General features: G+C 64.1%; 21 protein-coding genes. 9 read left to right on the forward strand and 12 right to left on the reverse strand.

All coding sequences use genetic code 11. The features are described from left to right. Positions 1-44 precede the first annotated feature (44 nt). Positions 45-911, reverse strand: a complete 867-nt coding sequence (locus tag BMI87_RS08230; RefSeq protein WP_078520706.1) for a neutral zinc metallopeptidase — start codon at positions 909-911, stop codon at positions 45-47. Positions 912-1,046: 135 nt separating this feature from the next. Between BMI87_RS08230 and BMI87_RS08235 the strand changes: the two genes are divergently transcribed. From BMI87_RS08235 to BMI87_RS08255, 5 genes are all read left to right on the forward strand, one after another. Next, positions 1,047-1,625, forward strand: coding sequence for a YqaA family protein (locus BMI87_RS08235; RefSeq protein ID WP_078520707.1), 579 nt, complete (start codon positions 1,047-1,049; stop codon positions 1,623-1,625). 8 nt (positions 1,626-1,633) lie between these two features. After that, positions 1,634-2,128, forward strand: a complete 495-nt coding sequence (locus BMI87_RS08240) for a disulfide bond formation protein B (protein ID WP_232621596.1) — start codon at positions 1,634-1,636, stop codon at positions 2,126-2,128. Positions 2,129-2,179: 51 nt separating this feature from the next. Continuing rightward, a complete protein-coding gene (locus BMI87_RS08245) occupies positions 2,180-3,082 on the forward strand; it encodes a PfkB family carbohydrate kinase (protein ID WP_078520708.1) in 903 nt (300 codons plus the stop codon). Then, positions 3,079-3,999, forward strand: coding sequence for a pseudouridine-5'-phosphate glycosidase (locus tag BMI87_RS08250; protein ID WP_078520709.1), 921 nt, complete (start codon positions 3,079-3,081; stop codon positions 3,997-3,999). The genes BMI87_RS08245 and BMI87_RS08250 overlap by 4 nt, the downstream gene beginning before the upstream one ends. A gap of 78 nt (positions 4,000-4,077) precedes the next feature. Then, complete coding sequence (locus tag BMI87_RS08255; RefSeq protein WP_078520710.1) at positions 4,078-4,779, forward strand: DUF502 domain-containing protein; 702 nt, start codon at positions 4,078-4,080, stop codon at positions 4,777-4,779. Here the strand turns inward: BMI87_RS08255 and BMI87_RS08260 are convergent. The 11 genes from BMI87_RS08260 to BMI87_RS08310 all read right to left on the reverse strand — a co-directional run bounded on the left by BMI87_RS08260 (position 4,761) and on the right by BMI87_RS08310 (position 14,452). Beyond that, the gene (locus BMI87_RS08260; protein ID WP_078520711.1) at positions 4,761-5,798 is read right to left on the reverse strand and encodes a patatin-like phospholipase family protein; all 1,038 of its coding nucleotides are present in this window, start codon (positions 5,796-5,798) and stop codon (positions 4,761-4,763) included. The genes BMI87_RS08255 and BMI87_RS08260 overlap by 19 nt on opposite strands. Before the next feature lie 86 nt (positions 5,799-5,884). Then, positions 5,885-7,105: a cysteine desulfurase gene (locus BMI87_RS08265; RefSeq protein ID WP_078520712.1), complete on the reverse strand. Its 1,221-nt coding sequence runs from the start codon at positions 7,103-7,105 to the stop codon at positions 5,885-5,887. 8 nt (positions 7,106-7,113) lie between these two features. Further along, positions 7,114-7,707 (reverse strand): YIP1 family protein, encoded by a 594-nt coding sequence (locus BMI87_RS08270; protein WP_168175177.1) that lies wholly within the window; start codon positions 7,705-7,707, stop codon positions 7,114-7,116. Beyond that, a complete protein-coding gene (locus tag BMI87_RS08275; RefSeq protein ID WP_078520714.1) occupies positions 7,707-8,198 on the reverse strand; it encodes a Yip1 family protein in 492 nt (163 codons plus the stop codon). The genes BMI87_RS08270 and BMI87_RS08275 overlap by 1 nt, the downstream gene beginning before the upstream one ends. A 9-nt stretch (positions 8,199-8,207) precedes the next feature. Beyond that, positions 8,208-9,485, reverse strand: coding sequence for a Fe-S cluster assembly protein SufD (sufD, locus tag BMI87_RS08280; protein WP_078520715.1), 1,278 nt, complete (start codon positions 9,483-9,485; stop codon positions 8,208-8,210). After that, on the reverse strand, positions 9,485-10,258 hold the full coding sequence (gene sufC, locus BMI87_RS08285) for a Fe-S cluster assembly ATPase SufC (RefSeq protein WP_075774850.1): 774 nt from the start codon (positions 10,256-10,258) through the stop codon (positions 9,485-9,487). The genes sufD and sufC overlap by 1 nt, the downstream gene beginning before the upstream one ends. 9 nt (positions 10,259-10,267) lie before the next feature. Then, positions 10,268-10,582 carry a heavy metal-binding domain-containing protein gene (locus BMI87_RS08290; protein ID WP_078520716.1) on the reverse strand — a complete coding sequence of 105 codons (315 nt, stop codon included), beginning with the start codon at positions 10,580-10,582 and terminating at the stop codon, positions 10,268-10,270. Between the two features lie 52 nt (positions 10,583-10,634). Next, positions 10,635-11,168, reverse strand: a complete 534-nt coding sequence (locus BMI87_RS08295) for a hypothetical protein (RefSeq protein ID WP_078520717.1) — start codon at positions 11,166-11,168, stop codon at positions 10,635-10,637. Between the two features lie 99 nt (positions 11,169-11,267). Then, entirely contained in the window at positions 11,268-12,788 is a 1,521-nt protein-coding gene (sufB, locus tag BMI87_RS08300) for a Fe-S cluster assembly protein SufB (RefSeq protein ID WP_078520718.1), read from the reverse strand. A gap of 18 nt (positions 12,789-12,806) precedes the next feature. Further along, on the reverse strand, positions 12,807-13,850 hold the full coding sequence (locus BMI87_RS08305; RefSeq protein ID WP_078520719.1) for a cysteine desulfurase family protein: 1,044 nt from the start codon (positions 13,848-13,850) through the stop codon (positions 12,807-12,809). A 143-nt stretch (positions 13,851-13,993) separates the two neighbouring features. Further along, entirely contained in the window at positions 13,994-14,452 is a 459-nt protein-coding gene (locus tag BMI87_RS08310) for an Rrf2 family transcriptional regulator (protein ID WP_078520720.1), read from the reverse strand. Positions 14,453-14,707: 255 nt separating this feature from the next. Here BMI87_RS08310 and BMI87_RS08315 point away from each other — a divergent pair, with 255 nt between their 5' ends. Genes BMI87_RS08315 through BMI87_RS08330 form a run of 4 tightly spaced genes read left to right on the forward strand, consistent with a single transcriptional unit; the run spans position 14,708 to position 16,669 of the window. Beyond that, positions 14,708-15,385 carry an alpha/beta hydrolase gene (locus BMI87_RS08315; protein WP_078520721.1) on the forward strand — a complete coding sequence of 226 codons (678 nt, stop codon included), beginning with the start codon at positions 14,708-14,710 and terminating at the stop codon, positions 15,383-15,385. Beyond that, on the forward strand, positions 15,385-15,648 hold the full coding sequence (locus tag BMI87_RS08320) for a hypothetical protein (RefSeq protein WP_198453180.1): 264 nt from the start codon (positions 15,385-15,387) through the stop codon (positions 15,646-15,648). The genes BMI87_RS08315 and BMI87_RS08320 overlap by 1 nt, the downstream gene beginning before the upstream one ends. Next, positions 15,645-16,082, forward strand: coding sequence for a hypothetical protein (locus tag BMI87_RS08325; protein ID WP_078520722.1), 438 nt, complete (start codon positions 15,645-15,647; stop codon positions 16,080-16,082). Before BMI87_RS08320 ends, BMI87_RS08325 begins: the two co-directional genes overlap by 4 nt. After that, complete coding sequence (locus BMI87_RS08330) at positions 16,079-16,669, forward strand: HD family hydrolase (protein ID WP_078520723.1); 591 nt, start codon at positions 16,079-16,081, stop codon at positions 16,667-16,669. The genes BMI87_RS08325 and BMI87_RS08330 overlap by 4 nt, the downstream gene beginning before the upstream one ends. The last annotated feature ends 111 nt before the right edge of the window (positions 16,670-16,780 follow it).

Genomic DNA, 16,780 nt, shown 5'->3' on the forward strand with positions numbered 1-16,780 from the left:
AGTTCGAACCCTCTAGCGCGCAGCCGCGCCCGAGGCAAGTACGCTTAGAGGTTACGCGTTGAAAACGTGTCGCATTGCTTGAGATCTCCGCTCTGATAGCCCCGCTCGAACCAGCGCTGCCGCTGGGCGGAACTGCCATGGGTGAAGCTGTCGGGCATCGGTACCCTGCCCGCTTCGCGCTGCAGCGTATCGTCGCCGATTTGCGCGGCGGCGTTCATCGCCTCGGAGATGTCGCCCGGCTCGATCGCGCCGATCTGATCCTCGGCCCGGCGCGCCCAGATCCCCGAGAAGCAGTCGGCCTGCAACTCGATCCGCACCGAGAGCGCGTTGGACTGAGCCTCGGAGCTTTGCGCGCGCACTTCATTAACCTTACTGAGAATCCCCAGCTCATCCTGCACGTGATGGGCCACCTCATGCGCGACCACATAAGCGGCGGCGAAATCGCCCCGCGCACCGAGCTGCTGGCTCAGTGTGTCGAAAAACGCGGTGTCGAGATAAATCTTCTGATCGCCCGGACAGTAGAACGGCCCCGTCGCGCCGCTCGCATTGCCGCAGGGCGATTGCGTGATGCCACTATAGAGTACCAGCACCGCCGGATCGTATTGCCGCCCGAGGTCGGATTGGAACACGCCCTGCCAGACCTCTTCGGTATCGGCCAGCGTCACCGAGACGAAATCGCCCATCGCCTTCTCGCGATCGCTCAGCTCACCTGATTGGGTGACCACCTGCCCCGAGCCGCCCGACCCGCCGTCAAGCAGCGGCGTCAGATCGATCCCGAGGAAATAGGCCACCACGACGATCGCGACGACGCCCAGGCCACCGCCACCCAGACGGATCGCGCCGCCCCCTGCCCTGCGCTGGCCGCGCCGGTCTTCGATATTGCGGCTGCCGCGCCGCCCTCGCCATTGCATTCGCGAATGCCTCCCTCGCTTTTACGTGAAGTCTAGCGTGAGGCCGGGAAAAGCAAAGGTGCAACGCGCGTGACTTGACCTCGCGGCCCGCGCAGGAGATGAAGCGAACCGAGCAGCAAGGAAAAGGATGCCGCCATGATCCGCCGCATCTACGACTGGACGATGGCCCGCGCGAGCCACCCGCATGCGATGTGGTATCTCGCCGCTGTCGCCTTCATCGAAGCCTCGGTCTTCCCGATCCCGCCCGACGTGCTGATGATCCCGATGATCCTCGCGCGGCCCTGGGCGGCATGGCGCATCGCGTTGGTGGCGACCCTGTCGTCGGTCGCGGGCGGCTGTCTGGGCTATCTGATCGGCTATGGTTTCATGGATGCGATCGGCAAGCCGGTGCTGGATTTCTACGGCAAGGCCGACGACTTCAACTCGCTCGCCGCCCGGTTCAACGAAATGGGCGGATGGGCCGTGCTGATCGCGGGTGTCACGCCCTTCCCCTATAAGGTGATCACGATCTTCGCCGGCGCCACGAACCTGAGCCCGGTGCTCTTCCTCGGCGTCTCCTTTGTCGCCCGGGCGCTACGCTTCTTCGTGGTCGCGGGCCTCTTGTGGAAATTCGGCGAACCGATCAAAACCTTCATCGAGCGCTGGCTCGGCCCGCTCTTCACCATCTTCGTCATCCTGCTGATCGGCGGGTTCTATCTTCTGAAATATCTCTGAGGCCCCCGATGCAAGATCGCATGCAAACCCTGACCTCCTTCCGCAGCCTCGTGGGCTTCGCAGCCGCAGGTTCCGCCTTCGTGCTGGCCGGCGCCTTCGTCTTTCAGGCGTTCGGCTACGCGCCCTGCCATCTGTGCCTGCTGCAACGCTGGCCGCATCTGGCCGCCGCAATCATAGGGATCGTGATCCTCACCTTCCGCCTGCCCGGCTGGACTGCCCTTCTCGGGATGCTGGCCGCGCTGACCACCTCGGTCATCGGCTTCTATCACTCGGGCGTCGAGCGGAAGATCTTCGAGGGCCCCACCGACTGCACCTCGAGCGCCGTCGACACCACCGTCTCCGCCGCCGACCTGCTCAAGCAGATCAACGAGGCCCCGCTCGTGCGCTGCGACGAGATTCCGTGGGACATCTTCGGCATCACCATGGCGAACCTCAACGCGGTCGGCTCGCTCGTGCTGGCAGGCATCTGGCTCTGGGCTTTCCTGAAATCGCGCCGCGCCTGAGCGGGGGCAAAGCCCCTTGCTCCGCCCGGGAAACCGCGCCAAGAACCGCGCATGAGCGAATCCAGACCTGATATTCTGTGCATCGGTTCGGTCCTGTGGGACATCATCGGCCGCGCCTCGGTGCATATGCATGAAGGCTCCGACGTGCCGGGGCGGATCGAGCGGCTGCCCGGTGGCGTTGCGATGAATATCGCGATGACGTTGCGCCGCTATGGGCTGAAGCCTGCGGTGCTGACCGCGCTGGGGCGCGACAGTCAGGGCAACGACCTTATCCAGTCCGCCGAGGTGCTGGGCGTCGACTGCAACTATCTCTACCGCTCCGACGATCTGCCGACCGACCGCTATATGGCGATCGAGGGCGCGAACGGGCTGATTGCGGCCATCGCGGATGCGCATTCGCTGGAAGCGGCGGGCGAGAAGATCCTCGCACCGCTCGCGGATGGGCGGCTCGGCACGGAAAACGAGCCCTGGACCGGCGCCATCGCGCTCGACGGCAATCTCACCGAGGCGCTTCTCAGCCAGATCGCCCATTCCCCGCTTTTCGCCAAGGCCGATCTGCGTGTGGCCCCCGCGAGCCCCGGCAAGGCGGAACGGCTGACGCCGCTGCTGGCCCATCCGGCGGCGACGCTTTACGTCAATCTCGAAGAGGCGGGCATCCTGTGTCAGGGCAGTTTCGACAGCGCTGAACATGCCGCCGAGACCCTGCTGGAACGCGGGGCGCAGCGCGTGCTGGTGACCGATGGCGGCAAGGCGGCCGCCGACGGCAGCGCTGCGGCAGGCAACGTCATCGCCTCGGCCCCGCCCCCTGTCCTCGTGACCCGCGTGACCGGCGCGGGCGATACTTTCATGGCCGCGCATCTCGTGGCCGAACAGCGCGGTGCGGACCGCATGGAGGCGCTCGAGAGCGCCCTGACCGCCGCCGCTCGCTATGTTTCCGGAGAACTCGCCACATGAGCGCCCCCCTCACCTTCGCCGCCGAAGTCGCTGACGCGAAAGCCGAAAACCGTCCCATCGTCGCGCTGGAATCGACGATCATCACCCACGGGATGCCCTATCCGCAGAACCTCGAGACCGCGCAGGCGGTCGAGGCCGAGATCCGCAAGGCGGGCGCGGTGCCGGCCACGATCGCGGTGATGGGCGGCAAGATCCATATCGGGCTCGAGCCCGAGGAGCTGGAGGCGCTCGCGCAAACCAAGGACGCGATGAAGGTCAGCCGCGCCGATCTTGCGGTCTGCCTTGCGAAGGGCGCGACCGGCGCCACGACGGTCGCCGCGACCATGATCTGCGCGAACCTCGCGGGCATCGACGTTTTCGCCACCGGCGGGATCGGCGGTGTCCATCGCGGCGCGGAAGACAGCTTCGATATCTCCGCCGACCTTCTGGAACTGGCGCAGACCCCGGTCAGCGTGGTCGCGGCGGGCGCCAAGGCGATCCTCGATCTGCCGAAGACGCTCGAAGTGCTGGAGACCCACGGCGTGCCCGTCATCGCCTATGGGCAAGACGCCTTCCCCGCCTTCTGGTCGCGCAATTCCGGCCTGCCCGCGCCGCTGCGCGCAGACAGCGCCGCCGAGATCGCCAAGTCGCAATTGGCGCGCGCGTCGCTCGGCCTGCCGGGCGGCCAGCTGATCGCGAACCCGATCCCCGAGAGCGCCGAAATCGCCCGCGAGGAAATCGTTCCGGTCATCGAACAGGCGCTGCAAGAGGCCGAGGCGCAGGGCATCGCCGCCAAGGCGGTCACGCCCTTCCTGCTGTCGCGCATTTTCGAGCTGACCGAAGGCCGCTCGCTCGAGGCCAATATCGCCCTCGTTCTGAACAACGCCCGTCTGGCTGCCGCAATCGCGGGCGAAATCATCACAGCGCGGTCCGCCTGATACGCGGCCCATTGCCCATCGTGGCGGCGCTGCCTAGATAGCAGGCAACGCATCGCCACGAGAGGGCGCATCCAGATCATGACCAAAGACGACCCCCATCCGCGCCGCCGCTCGCGCTTTGCCGCGCTGCGCGCCTCCTTCTTAACCGGGTTGATCGTCGTCGCGCCGATCGGTCTGACGATCTGGCTCATGTGGACGATGGCCGGCTGGGTCGATGGCTGGGTGCTGCCGCTGGTGCCGCCCGAACTGCGCCCCGAACGCTATATCGGCGTCAATGTGCGCGGGCTCGGCGTCATCATCTTCCTCGTCTTCACCGTGATCGTCGGCTGGCTCGCCAAGGGCTTCTTCGGGCGCACGATGCTGCGCTTCGGCGAGAGCATCGTCGATCGGCTGCCCTTCGTGCGCACGGTCTATAGCGGGCTCAAGCAGATCGCGGAAACGGTGCTGAGCCAGTCCGAAGGCAAGTTCGACCGCGCCTGCATGATCGAATATCCGCGCGAGGGCCTGAAAGCGGTCGCCTTCGTCTCCTCGACCGCGAAGGGCGAAATCGCGGCCAAGGCCGAAGACGACGACCCGCTGATCTCGGTCTTCCTGCCGACGACGCCGAACCCGACCTCGGGCTTTCTGCTCTTCGTCCCGCAATCGCAGGTGACCTATCTCGACATGTCGGTCGAGGATGCGGCGAAGCTGATCATCTCCGCCGGTCTGGTTTACCCGCAGCCGAAAGAAGCGAAACCCGCGAAGAAAACCAAGGTGAAACTTCAGTCGAACAAGGCCTGAAGATCGGTCGACGCCTCTTTGCCGATCTTGTCGGCATGGGCGTCGAGCCAACGATCCGCCGCCGCCCGGCCCGCCAGTTTCAACTTCGCGAGCATCCCCCATTCGGGCAGGATTTTCGATTTCGCGCTCAATTCGCCCATGACGTCGTCATCGGCGATCATATGGATCAGCACATCCTTCATCGCCCCTTCGGGGAGCCGGTCTTCCCGGATCAGCCGATGTACGAAATTGATCGCTCGCAATTCGCGTAACAGCGAGGAGTTGAAGCTGATCTCGTTGACCCGCTCGTCGATCTGCGCGGGCGTTTTCGGGATCTCGTCGCGCCAGAGCGGATTGATCGAAATCACCACCACGTCGCGCGGATAGGCCGGTTCGAACAGCGGAAACAGCGGCGGATTGCCGGTATAGCCGCCATCCCAATACGCCTCGGTCCGGCCGGTCTTAGGGTCATCGATCTCGACCGCCTGAAAAATCTCCGGCAGACAGGCGGAGGCGAGGATCGCATCCGCCGTGATCTCTTCACCGGTGAAGACCCGAATCTTGCCGGTGCGCACATTTGTGGCCGAGACGTGCAGCCGCGGCCCCTCTTCGGCGCAGACATCGCGATAGCGAAACCGCTCGACCACCGAGGCCAGCGGATTGACGTAGAACGGCCCCGCGTCATAGGGCGAGAAGACCCGCGACATGCCGTCGATGAAGGCCGCGGGCGTGAAGGCGTCGAACCAGCGCGTCAACGCCTCGGTGCCGGGCAATTGCGCAGGCATCAGCCGCTCGAGCCGCAGATCGACGCTTTCGGCGAACTGGCTCCAAAGCTCATCCAGGGACGCGCGCGCCCCTTGGCGACCGCCACGGGCATAGCCTGCCTTGAACGCAGCCCCGTTCAGCGCCCCGGCAGAGGTGCCCGAGATCGCCGCATAGTCCAGCCACTCTTCATCCAGAAAACGGTCGAGAACGCCCCAGGTGAACGCGCCATGCGCGCCCCCACCTTGCAATGCGAGGTTAATGCTCTTGCGGTTCATCGGCTCGGCCCTTTCGCTGCCTGCCTCCCTGCCGCAGAGTTATGCTGCATCGCAGCAAAAGCAAGTCCCCTCGCCGAGTGGCACCCTTAGCCTAGCAGATCGTGGCACAATTCGAGCGCAGAAATCAGCGCATCGGCCTCTTCGCGGGTGTTGTACATCCCGAAAGACGCGCGCGCCGTGGCCGTAACACCAAGCCATTCCATCAGCGGCCCGGTGCAATGCTGCCCCGCACGCACCGCCACGCCCCGCTTGTCGAGGATGGTCGAGATGTCATGCGGATGAGCCGGGCCGTTCAGCGTGAGCGAGAAAATCGCGCCCTTATCCGCGGCGGTGCCCTGCTGATTGAGCCAGTTCAGCCCGCTCAGCTTCGCGGCAGTGTAGTCGCGCAGATCGCGCTCATGCTCGGCGATATTCTCCATCCCGATCCCCATGAGGTAATCGAGCGCGACCCCCATGCCGATCTGCTGCACGATGCCGGGCGTGCCCGCCTCGAACTTCATCGGCGGCGTGTTGTAGATCACCGTGTCGCGGGTGACGGTGTCGATCATATCGCCGCCGCCAAGGAAGGGACGCATCTCAGCCATCCGGTCGCGATGGATGAAGAGTGCCCCGGAACCGCTTGGCCCATAAAGCTTATGTCCGGTGATGACGTAGAAGTCGCAGCCCAGATCGTCGACATCGACGGGGCCATGCACCGCCGCCTGCGAGCCATCCACCAGCGTCGCGATCCCACGCGCCCGCGCGGCCTGCGCGATGGGTTTCACATCGACCCGGGTGCCCAGCACGTTCGACATATGGGTAATCGCGATCAGCTTGGTGCGCGGCGTGATCGCCTCCAGCACCTTCTCGGGCGGCAGCGAACCGTCGGCCTCGGGCTCCACCCAGACCAGCTTCACGCCCTGCCGCTCGCGCAGGAAATGCCACGGCACGATATTGGCGTGGTGCTCCATCACCGACAGGATGATCTCGTCGCCCGGCTCGAGGTTCGGCGCGCCCCAGGCGTAGCTGACGAGGTTGATCCCCTCGGTCGAGCCGGTGGTGAACACGATCTGCTCTTCATCGGCGACATGCAGGAAGCGCGCGACGATCCCGCGCACGCTCTCGTATTTCTCGGTGGCGATATTGGACAGCGTATGGAGCCCGCGATGCACATTGGAATAGTCGTGCTCATACATCTGCGTCATCGCGTCGATCACGACGCGCGGCTTTTGCGCCGAGGCCCCGTTATCGAGGTAAACCAAGGGCTTGCCGTTCACTTCTCGCGTCAGGATCGGGAAATCCGCGCGAATTTTTTCGATATCATACATCGAGCACCTCAGAGTGACGCGGGGTCTGCGGGCATTTGCACGAGGCCGGTCGACACCAGCACGATCCCCGCGATCATCGCCGAGCCCAGAAAGGTCAGGATAACCCCGAAGCCGGTCGCCACGGGATTTTCGAACCCGTGCAGAACCATCGTGAACTGCACCAGCAAGTAGAACATCAGCGCCACCAGCAGCACCGACATCAGCGTGGCCGAGATCGGGAAGAAGACCATCAGCACGACCTGGATCATCTGACCGATCATCAGAACGAATTCGATCCAGGTCAGAAGCAGCAGCGCATCCGGGAATTTCCCATGCCCGCCAAAGCGTTGACCGACGAAAGACATGGCGAAGGCGCCATAGACCAGAAGCGCGCCCTGCAGCCCCACCACGGTCAGCGGCGGCGTCACCGTGCCGATATCCACCTTGGTGATGAAGCTGAAGACCAGCTGCGCGAGCGTGCCGAGGATTGCGGTCATCACGACCACCAGCACCATCGCCATGAGCCGCGCATTGGCGTTCAGATTCAGCCCGATCAAATCGCGCGCAACCGATTTCGGATCGGTGAAGCTACGGATAAGCCATTCTTTAAGATCGGGCTGCATCAGTTTGTTTTTCCTTCGAATTCTACCACGCGCAACGCCGCGCCCCATAGCAGGACGAAGGCCACGGTCACAAGCGCGGAAACGAGCGAAAGTTCCGCCCCGCGCCCGATGAACCCTGCCACGAGCCCTTGCAGCAGCATCAGCGGCGAGACCGCCAGAAGCGACCAGAACAGCGCGACGCGCGCACCATACCAGCTTCCCTGCCCGCCGAGGAGCCGGAGAACAAGGTGGCTCAATGCCGCAATCGCGTAGAAGACGGGCACGGTCGCGAGCAGCGCCAGCACCGTGCCCATCATCAGCCCGACCATCGGCTGGTCGGGCATCTCATGCGCGATCCGCGACAGCCGCGGCCATTGCGCGATGAAGATCACGGTCAGCGCCGCAAGCAGGAAGACCAGCGCGCGCGGCTCGGAGGCCGGGCGCGCGAGATGCTCGCGCATCACCACGCGCGGACGCCGATAGCTGCGCCGGATATCGTCGGTGGCGGACATCGCTGCGCCTCAGCCGCGATGGCGTGCGAGCCACCCTTCCAACCGGGTCAGGATCGCATCGCGGAACCGCTCTTCCTCAATCTCTTCAATGGCATCGGCCACGAAGCTCAGAACCAGAAGCGCGGTCGCTTCCTCTTCCGGCACGCCGCGCGAACGCAGGTAGAAGAGCGCGGTCTCGTCGATCGCGCCGGTGGTCGAGCCGTGCGAGCACTGCACGTCATCGGCGTAGATCTCGAGTTCCGGCTTGGCGAGGAACTGGCTGTTCTCGTCGAGCAGCAGCGACTGGCTGATCTGGTAGCCATCGGTCTTCTGCGCGCCCGGCTTCACGAGGATTTTGCCCTGGAAAATGCCCTCGGCGCCGTTCTTCAGCACCTTCTTGAAGACCTGACGGCTCTCGCCGCGCTCGGCCCCGTGGGTGATGAAGACGGTGTCGTCGTGGTGGAACTTGCCGGTCTTGCCATCGCCAAGCGCCGCGCCCGCAACGTGTGCGTTCGCGTCGTCGCCCACGATGTCGATCACGCATTCATTGCGCGTTAGCACCCCGTTCGAGGTCAGCGTAAAGCTCTTGAACAGACCTTCTTCCGCGACGCGGGTGAAGATCGAGGTGATCGCCCGACGCTCATGATCGCGGCCCTGCACGCGGATGTGGTGGAAACGCGCGCCCTTGGCGACGTCCACTTCCATCAGCTTGTTGAAGCGCGCGCCCGCCGGGCCGTTCTCCAGGACCGTGATTTCCGCGCCCTCTTCGAGCTTCACGAGGTGATGCAGGATCGGGTCGGAAGTCTCTGATTCATGGGTGTAAATCAGGCTCACAGGTTTCTCGGCGGCGCCAGTCACGCGGATCAGCACGCCATCAGTGGCGGACGCCGTGTTGAGCGCCGCGAAGGGACGTTTCACCGGGTCCTGACCGTTGGCCTCCAGCGTGCCATAGAGGCTGCTGGCCCAGCTCACATCGGGCGCATCGGCCAGACGCAGGATCTCGACGCCGGACATCGACAGATCGTCGGAGGCCTCAGGATCGAACACGCCGTCGCGGAACACGATCTTCAGACGATCGATCCCGCCGAAGATCTCCGGCTCGTCATCGCTGAACGGCGCTGCGGGCACCGGATCGGGCGCGATGAAATCGGTCGGGTTGGTCCAGCGCCAGTATTCGTCGCGACGGCCCGGCAGGCCCATCGCGTTCAGACGGTCCAGCGCGGCGCGGCGTTGCGGCCCGAACCCGTCGGGCAGAGAAACGCGCGCCAGCCGCGTCTCGGCGGGGGTCATTTTCTCGACTGCCGACATTACGCCATCACCTCCGAGATCCCGTGTTTCGCGAGCAGGTCGGCATAGCCGTTCTTCTCGACTTCGAGGGCCAGTTCCGGCCCGCCGGTCTCGATGATGCGGCCATCCGCCATGATGTGGACGACATCGGGTTTGATGTGGTCGAGCAGGCGCTGGTAGTGGGTGATCACGAGGAAGGAACGGCCCTCGTCGCGCAGCGCGTTCACGCCTTCGGCCACCAGACGCATCGCGTCGACATCGAGGCCGGAATCGGTCTCGTCGAGGATGCACATCTTCGGCTCGAGGATCGCCATCTGCAGGATTTCGTTACGCTTTTTCTCACCGCCCGAGAAGCCGACATTGACCGGACGCTTGAGCATGTCTGCGTCGATCTTGAGTGACTTCGCTTTGCCGCGCACCAGTTTCAGGAAGTCGCCAGCCGAGATTTCCTCCTCGCCGCGCGCCTTGCGCTGTGCGTTGAGCGCGGTGCGCAAGAAGGTCATGTTGCCGACGCCGGGGATTTCCACCGGGTACTGGAACGCGAGGAACAGGCCTGCCGCCGCGCGCTCTTCGGGCTCGGAATCCAGCAGGTCGGTGTCGTTGAGATGCGCTTCGCCTTCGGTGACCTCGTAGCCATCGCGGCCCGAGAGAACATAGGACAGCGTGGACTTACCCGAGCCGTTCGGCCCCATGATCGCATGGACCTTCCCGGACTCGACGCTCAGGTTGACGCCCTTGAGGATCTGCTTGTCCTCTTCTTCCAGTTTGACGTGCAGGTTCTTGATATCAAGCATGGTTCTTCCTCAGGATACGGTTACAGCGGTGCCGGAGGCCGACACCATAAGCATGGATTGGCCGACGACCTCGTAGTCGAGATCGACGCCGACAACGGCATTCGCGCCCAGCTCGCGGGCGCGGTCTTCAAGCTCGCCGAGCGCCGTGGCGCGCGCGTCTTGCAATTTGGATTCGTAAGCGCCGGAGCGGCCGCCGATGATATCGGTGACCTGCGCGAAGATATCGCGGACGACATTGGCCCCCATGATGGCTTCGCCCACGACGATGCCATGGTAGGTCGCGATCGGGCGACCCTCGATGGAAGGAGTGGTGGTGACGATCATGCGCGCTCTCCCGTTTGGCGACCCGTGCGGGCCGCGGCGGGCGCGCGAAGGGTCAGAAGCGGATGGTGGTCTCGGCGTAGCGCAGGGTGCGCGGCTCGAATTGCGCGGTCTGCTGCTCCACCCAGTCGGGCGTGAAGGCGAGCGCCGCCATGTCCGGTTCCCAGAAGGCGATATTGTGCAGCCCAACGAAGGCCAGCGCGACGCCCAGCAATTGCACCGCCATCAGTTTCACCGAGGCGAGCCGCAGCACCATGCCCAGCCCGAAGGCCGTCAGCACCGCCGCAACCACGAGGACCAGATCCGGGTTGGAGCCGACCTTCTCGGCCAGTTCCGGCGTCAGAAAGCGCATCTTGAGCGCCGTCACGATCACCATTCCCAAGACCCCGACCATCAGCGCCGGCACGACCTTCAGCACAGCGAACCGCGAGTGACGCGGTTTGGCGATGACCTGTCGCAACATCTCGGCATCGTTGGCCACCCAGGCTTCCTGATCCCCGATATGCAGCTGAATCCGGCCCTTCGCCTTTTTCCGCGTTTGCTCGATCCGCGCGAGGCGGTCGTTGAAACTGGCGCTCGATACCGTCATGGCCCTCACCTATCCATTTGGACAGGTTAAGACATGCATAAGGATTATGCCCGAAATGCGGCAGATCCTCGGCAATTTCGATATTTGCGCGCGTGAAGATCACCCGACGCTCCCCTCCAGCGAGATCGCCACAAGGCTTTGAGCTTCCATCGCGAATTCCATCGGCAGCGCCTGAAGGACTTCGCGGCAGAACCCGTTCACGACAAGCGCCACGGCCTCTTCCTCGTCCATCCCGCGGGCGCGGCAGTAGAACAGCTGGTCGTCATCCACCTTCGAGGTGGTGGCCTCGTGCTCGACCCGGCTCGAGTTGTTCTTCACCTCGATATAGGGAACCGTGTGCGCGCCACATTTGTCGCCGATCAGCAGCGAGTCACATTGCGTGTAGTTGCGCGAGTCGGTCGCTTTCGGGTGCATCGAGACGAGACCGCGATAGGTGTTCTGCGCCTGACCGGCGGAGATCCCCTTGGACACGATCCGCGAGCGGGTGTCCTTGCCAAGATGGATCATCTTGGTGCCGGTATCGGCCTGCTGCCAGTTATTCGCGATGGCGATCGAGTAGAACTCGCCCTGGCTCTCGTTGCCGCGCAGGATGCAGGACGGGTATTTCCACGTGATCGCGGAGCCGGTCTCAACCTGCGTCCACATCACCTTGGCGCGGTCGCCACGGCAATCGGCGCGTTTGGTGACGAAGTTGTAGATGCCGCCCTTGCCGTCTTCATCGCCCGGGAACCAGTTCTGCACCGTGGAATATTTCACCTCGGCGTCTTCCTCGACGATGATCTCGACCACGGCCGCGTGCAGCTGCGCGGTGTCGCGCTTGGGCGCGGTGCAGCCTTCGAGATAGGACACGTAAGAGCCCTTGTCGGCGATGATGAGGGTGCGTTCGAACTGCCCGGTATTCTCCGCGTTGATGCGGAAATAGGTCGAGAGTTCCATCGGGCAGCGCACGCCCGGCGGCACGTAGACGAAGGAGCCGTCCGAGAACACGGCCGAGTTCAGTGCGGCGTAGAAGTTATCCGCCTGCGGCACGACCGAGCCGAGATATTTCTTCACCAGCTCCGGGTGTTCCTGGATCGCTTCCGAGATCGAGCAGAAGATCACGCCCGCCTCGGCCAGCTTGTCCTTGAAGGTGGTGCCGACGGAGACGCTATCGAACACCGCGTCGACCGCGATCTGGCGATCGTCGAGATTGATGTCTTCCGCGCCTTCGACGCCCGCGAGGATCATCTGTTCCTTCAGCGGAATGCCGAGCTTCTCATAGGTGGCGAGCAGCTTGGGATCGACCTCGTCGAGCGACTTGGGCTTTTCGACCATGCTTTTCGGACGCGCGTAGTAATACTGGTCCTGAAAATCGATTTCCGGAACCTTCAGCAGCGCCCAGTTCGGCTTGGGCATATCTTCCCAACGCGAGAACGCCTGCAGACGCCATTCGGTCATCCACTCGGGCTCTTTGTTCTTGTCCGAGATGAGGCGGACGATATCCGTGTTCACGCCTTTGGGCGCGTATTCCATCTCGATATCGGTGTTCCAGCCGTATTTGTAGGTGCCCATATTCTGGACGGTCTCGACCGTCTCGCGATCGACGCCCTCACGTACTTCCACCTGATCAACGCCCGCCATATCCGGCTCTCCCATCTCTTACCCGCGCCGTGCGCGGTGTTTCGCTTCGCATTTCAGCCAGTGTTCGGCGAAACGCATGACATCTTCTTCGCGGCTCTGCGGCCCCAGCGAGACCCGCAAGGCCGATCCCGCCTCGGTTTCCGAAAAGCCCATTGCGACCAGCGCAGCAGAGCTTTTGACCTTCCCGCTCGAACAGGCGGAGCCTGCGGAAACCGCGAACCCGCCCAGGTCCATCTGCATCACCTGCGTCTCGCCCTTCCAGCCGGGCGTGATGAAGCAGGAGGTGTTCGGAAGCCTGTGCGATTCATTCCCGACAAAAATAGTCTCGCTTGCCCGATCCGCAATGGCGTTTTCTAGAATGTTTCTAAGTTTTTCGATCTCGCGCCAGATTCCGCCCTCAAGATCACGCGAGGCAGCTTCGGCTGCCGCACCGAAGCCCGCGATGCCGATCAGGTTCTCCGTGCCGGCCCGCCGACCCATCTCCTGTCCGCCGCCTTTGAGCTGCGCCGCGATATCCGTGCCGCGCTTGACGATCAGCGCGCCGACGCCCTTCGGCCCGCCCAGCTTATGCGCCGAGACGATGCCACAGGTGGTGCCGAGCCAGTTGAACGCAAACGGGATCTTGCCGAAGCCTTGGGTGAGATCGCTCAGATACAGCCCCTCGGGCAGATCTTGGACCACGCCGGTCTCGGAATTGGCCAGTTGCAGGGCCGAGTTTGCGGGATCGGTGACGGTGATCCGCCCTGCCCGGTCCACGGGCAGATCCTCGATACACCAGCTGCGGATCGCGTCATGCTCGACGCCCGCGCAATGCACCTCGCGCCCGCTCAGCGCCAGCGCCGCCGCCTCGGTCGCGCCGGACGTGAAGATCACATCCTGCCCCTCGGCGCCCAAAGCGGCCGCGACCTGAGAGCGCGCGCGCTCCATCAGCGCCTTCGCCGCGCGCCCTTCGGAATGGACGGAGGACGGGTTGCCGACCACATCCATCGCTTCGATCATCGCCTGACGGGCCTCTGCCCTCAGCGGCGTTGTCGCGTTCCAGTCGAGATAGCTGCGCGCCATGATACGCTCCGCTTGGTTAAATGTCGGATACCTGCGGCGGGGATAGGGCAGCCGCGCCCCAGAAGAAAGGGCGCGCCTTCGACTTGGCAAAAATATCCCCCGCGGAGCGTCCGCGAGAGGCCATCACGCCCCGGCGGTTGGGATTATTCGTCGACGACCGAAAACAGGCTCGGCACGGCGGGACAGGGTTTCATGCGGTTCTTCACCACATCGTCCAGCGTCGTCTGATGCAGGAAGACGAAGACCTGCGCCGAGAGGCTCTCCCACAACCGGTTCGCCATCGACTGCGCCCGCGAGCCCGAAATCGCCCCTGACGCGCCAGCGCCGACATGCATCGCCGAGACGGTCTCGTCCACGGCCTCGAAAATCTCCGAGATGCGGATCTCCGACGGGCAGCGCGCCAGCCGGTAGCCGCCACCCGGACCGCGCACCGAATTCACCAGCCCCGCCCGGCGCAGCCGCACGAAGAGCTGTTCCAGATAGGGCAGCGAGATATCCTGACGCTCGGACAGCGCCGCCAGAGAGGTCCGGCTGCCTTCGCCCGCCAGCGCCAGATCAACCAGCGCGACCATCGCGTAACGGCCTTTCGTCGACAGTTTCATGCACCCTCCTCGGCCCGAGACCCATCCGAACCCGTATTTAGCCGAAAATCGGCTCGAAAACACCGCCCGCGCAGGAGTGAATCATTGCTAAAGCATTGACGCAAGCGCGAGGGCCGATTACCTCCACCAATGCCCGATCTCCCGGCATGGCGCCGGGGGAGGCTTTCTCCTAGGCCAGCCGCGCCGACCCGTCAAGAAAGGCAGGAGCGCAGGCGCCCAAGGAACCCTGAGCTGGCGCAATAAAAACGAGAGACGATGCCCGAAGTCATTTTTCCCGGTCCCGAAGGTCGCCTCGAGGGGCGCTACCACCCGCAGCCCGCACCCGACGCGCCGATCGCGATCATTCTGCACCCCGATCCGCAGTTCGGCGGCACGATGAACAACCGCGTCGTCTATAACCTGCATTACGCCTTCTACAAAATGGGCTTCACCGTTCTGCGCTTCAACTTCCGGGGCGTGGGCCGCAGCCAAGGCGAATACGATCAGGGCGTGGGCGAATTGTCCGATGCCGCCTCGGCGCTGGACTACCTGCAGACGATGAACCCCAATTCGAAGCATTGCTGGGTCGCGGGCCATTCCTTCGGCGCGTGGATCGGCATGCAGCTTCTGATGCGCCGTCCCGAGATCACCGGCTTCATCTCCGTTGCCCCGCCCGGCCCCTCGTCGCCCGGCCCCGGCAATTACGACTACTCCTTCCTCGCGCCCTGCCCGTCCTCGGGTCTGATCATCAACGGCACGAACGACCGGATCGCGCAGCCCAAAGAGACCGAGCAACTGGTCTCCAAGCTGCAGGAGCAGAAGGGCATCACGATCACCCATGAGGTCATCGAAGGCGCGGATCACTTCTTCAAGAACGATGAAACCCATATGCAGCCGATGATCGACACGGTTCAGACCTATGTCCGCCGCCGCCTGACGGAGGGCACGCGCTAATGGCGCTGATCGACGAACTTGCTGAAAAGCTCGCCACCGACACGATGGAGGCGATGCGCAAATACGACGACGAACGCCTCTTCATGGAGGTGAGCAACTATATCGGCACGTCGTCGCCCTCGCTGCAGGAGGCCTATATCACGGCCTGTCGCCTGCATATGGCCGAGCAGCGCGGCCGCGAATTCTTCGAGCGCAAGCTGGTGGAATTGGAAAAGCGGGCGCAGGCAGCGGCGAAGACACCGGATTCCGGGACCGGGTCATGAGCCCGGGGGCCGCGCGCGTCCTCTTCGCGGCAGCCCTCTCCCTCGCCCTGTCGCTGATCATCGCGACAGCCTTTCATGCAAGCCACATGATTTGCGATGGAGAGTGGAGCGGCGCGTCGTCGCGCGGCGCGGCGCTGGTCATGGGCCTCGGCGAACTCCTCGCGAACCCGATGCATCTGATCCTTGTGGTGGCCCCGCTCTGGCTGGGTTGGACCGGGTTGTTGCTCGCGGCCGCGAACCGCGCGATCCCGCCGGTTCTGGGGATGGGCATCGTCGTCTTCTCGATCCTCGCCACGGTTCTGTTCTACGCCTTCGCGGCGCCGAACCTCGACTGTTCCGGCTATACCGACCGCGCGATGAGCTGGCGCGCCGGCGGTCTCTTCGCCTTCGTGGCGCTGCTTCTGCTTCTGCCCCGGCTCTGGAGACGTACATGACCCGGCTCGATCAGCAATTCACCTTCCTCGCCGAAGCCGAGAAACTGAAATCGGTGACCCGTGCGACGCCGATCCACGACGCCTCGCGCCCCGAGAATTCGGGCGAGCATAGCTGGTCGCTCGCGCTCTATGCGCTGACGCTGGCCGAGCAGGCGCCCGAAGGCGTCTCGATCGACCGGGTGATCCGCATGCTCCTGCTGCACGATCTGGTCGAGATCGACGTGGGCGATGTGCCGATCCATTCCAAGGGCGGCACGGCGCATGGCGCGGAAGACATCTTGAAAGCAGAAGCCGCCGCCGCGGAGCGTATTTTCGGGCTGCTGCCCGGGGATCAGGGGGCAGCGATGCTGGCGCTCTGGCAGGAATTCGAGGCCAACGAGACCCCCGACGCGATCTTCGCGAAATCGCTCGACCGGGTGCAGCCTGTGCTGCTCAACCACCAGTCGGGCGGTGGCTCGTGGATCGATTACGATGTCAGCTTCACCCAACTCGAAGAGCGCATCGGCACCAAGATCGCCCGCGGCGCGCCTGCGGTGTGGGACTGGGTACGGGATCGGGTCGAAGGCTGGTTCGCCGCACGCAGCTAAGCCACACTCGGCCCTCGCCCCCTATTCCGCCGGGTTCTTCGGGGATTTCACGGAACCTCCGTATACAATCGCATACCGTCTAGCCAAGCGCATCTGAATCGGGTAAGAGGC

The sequence above is a fragment of the Thioclava sp. F28-4 genome (assembly GCF_002020045.1).
Lineage (GTDB): Bacteria > Pseudomonadota > Alphaproteobacteria > Rhodobacterales > Rhodobacteraceae > Thioclava > Thioclava sediminum.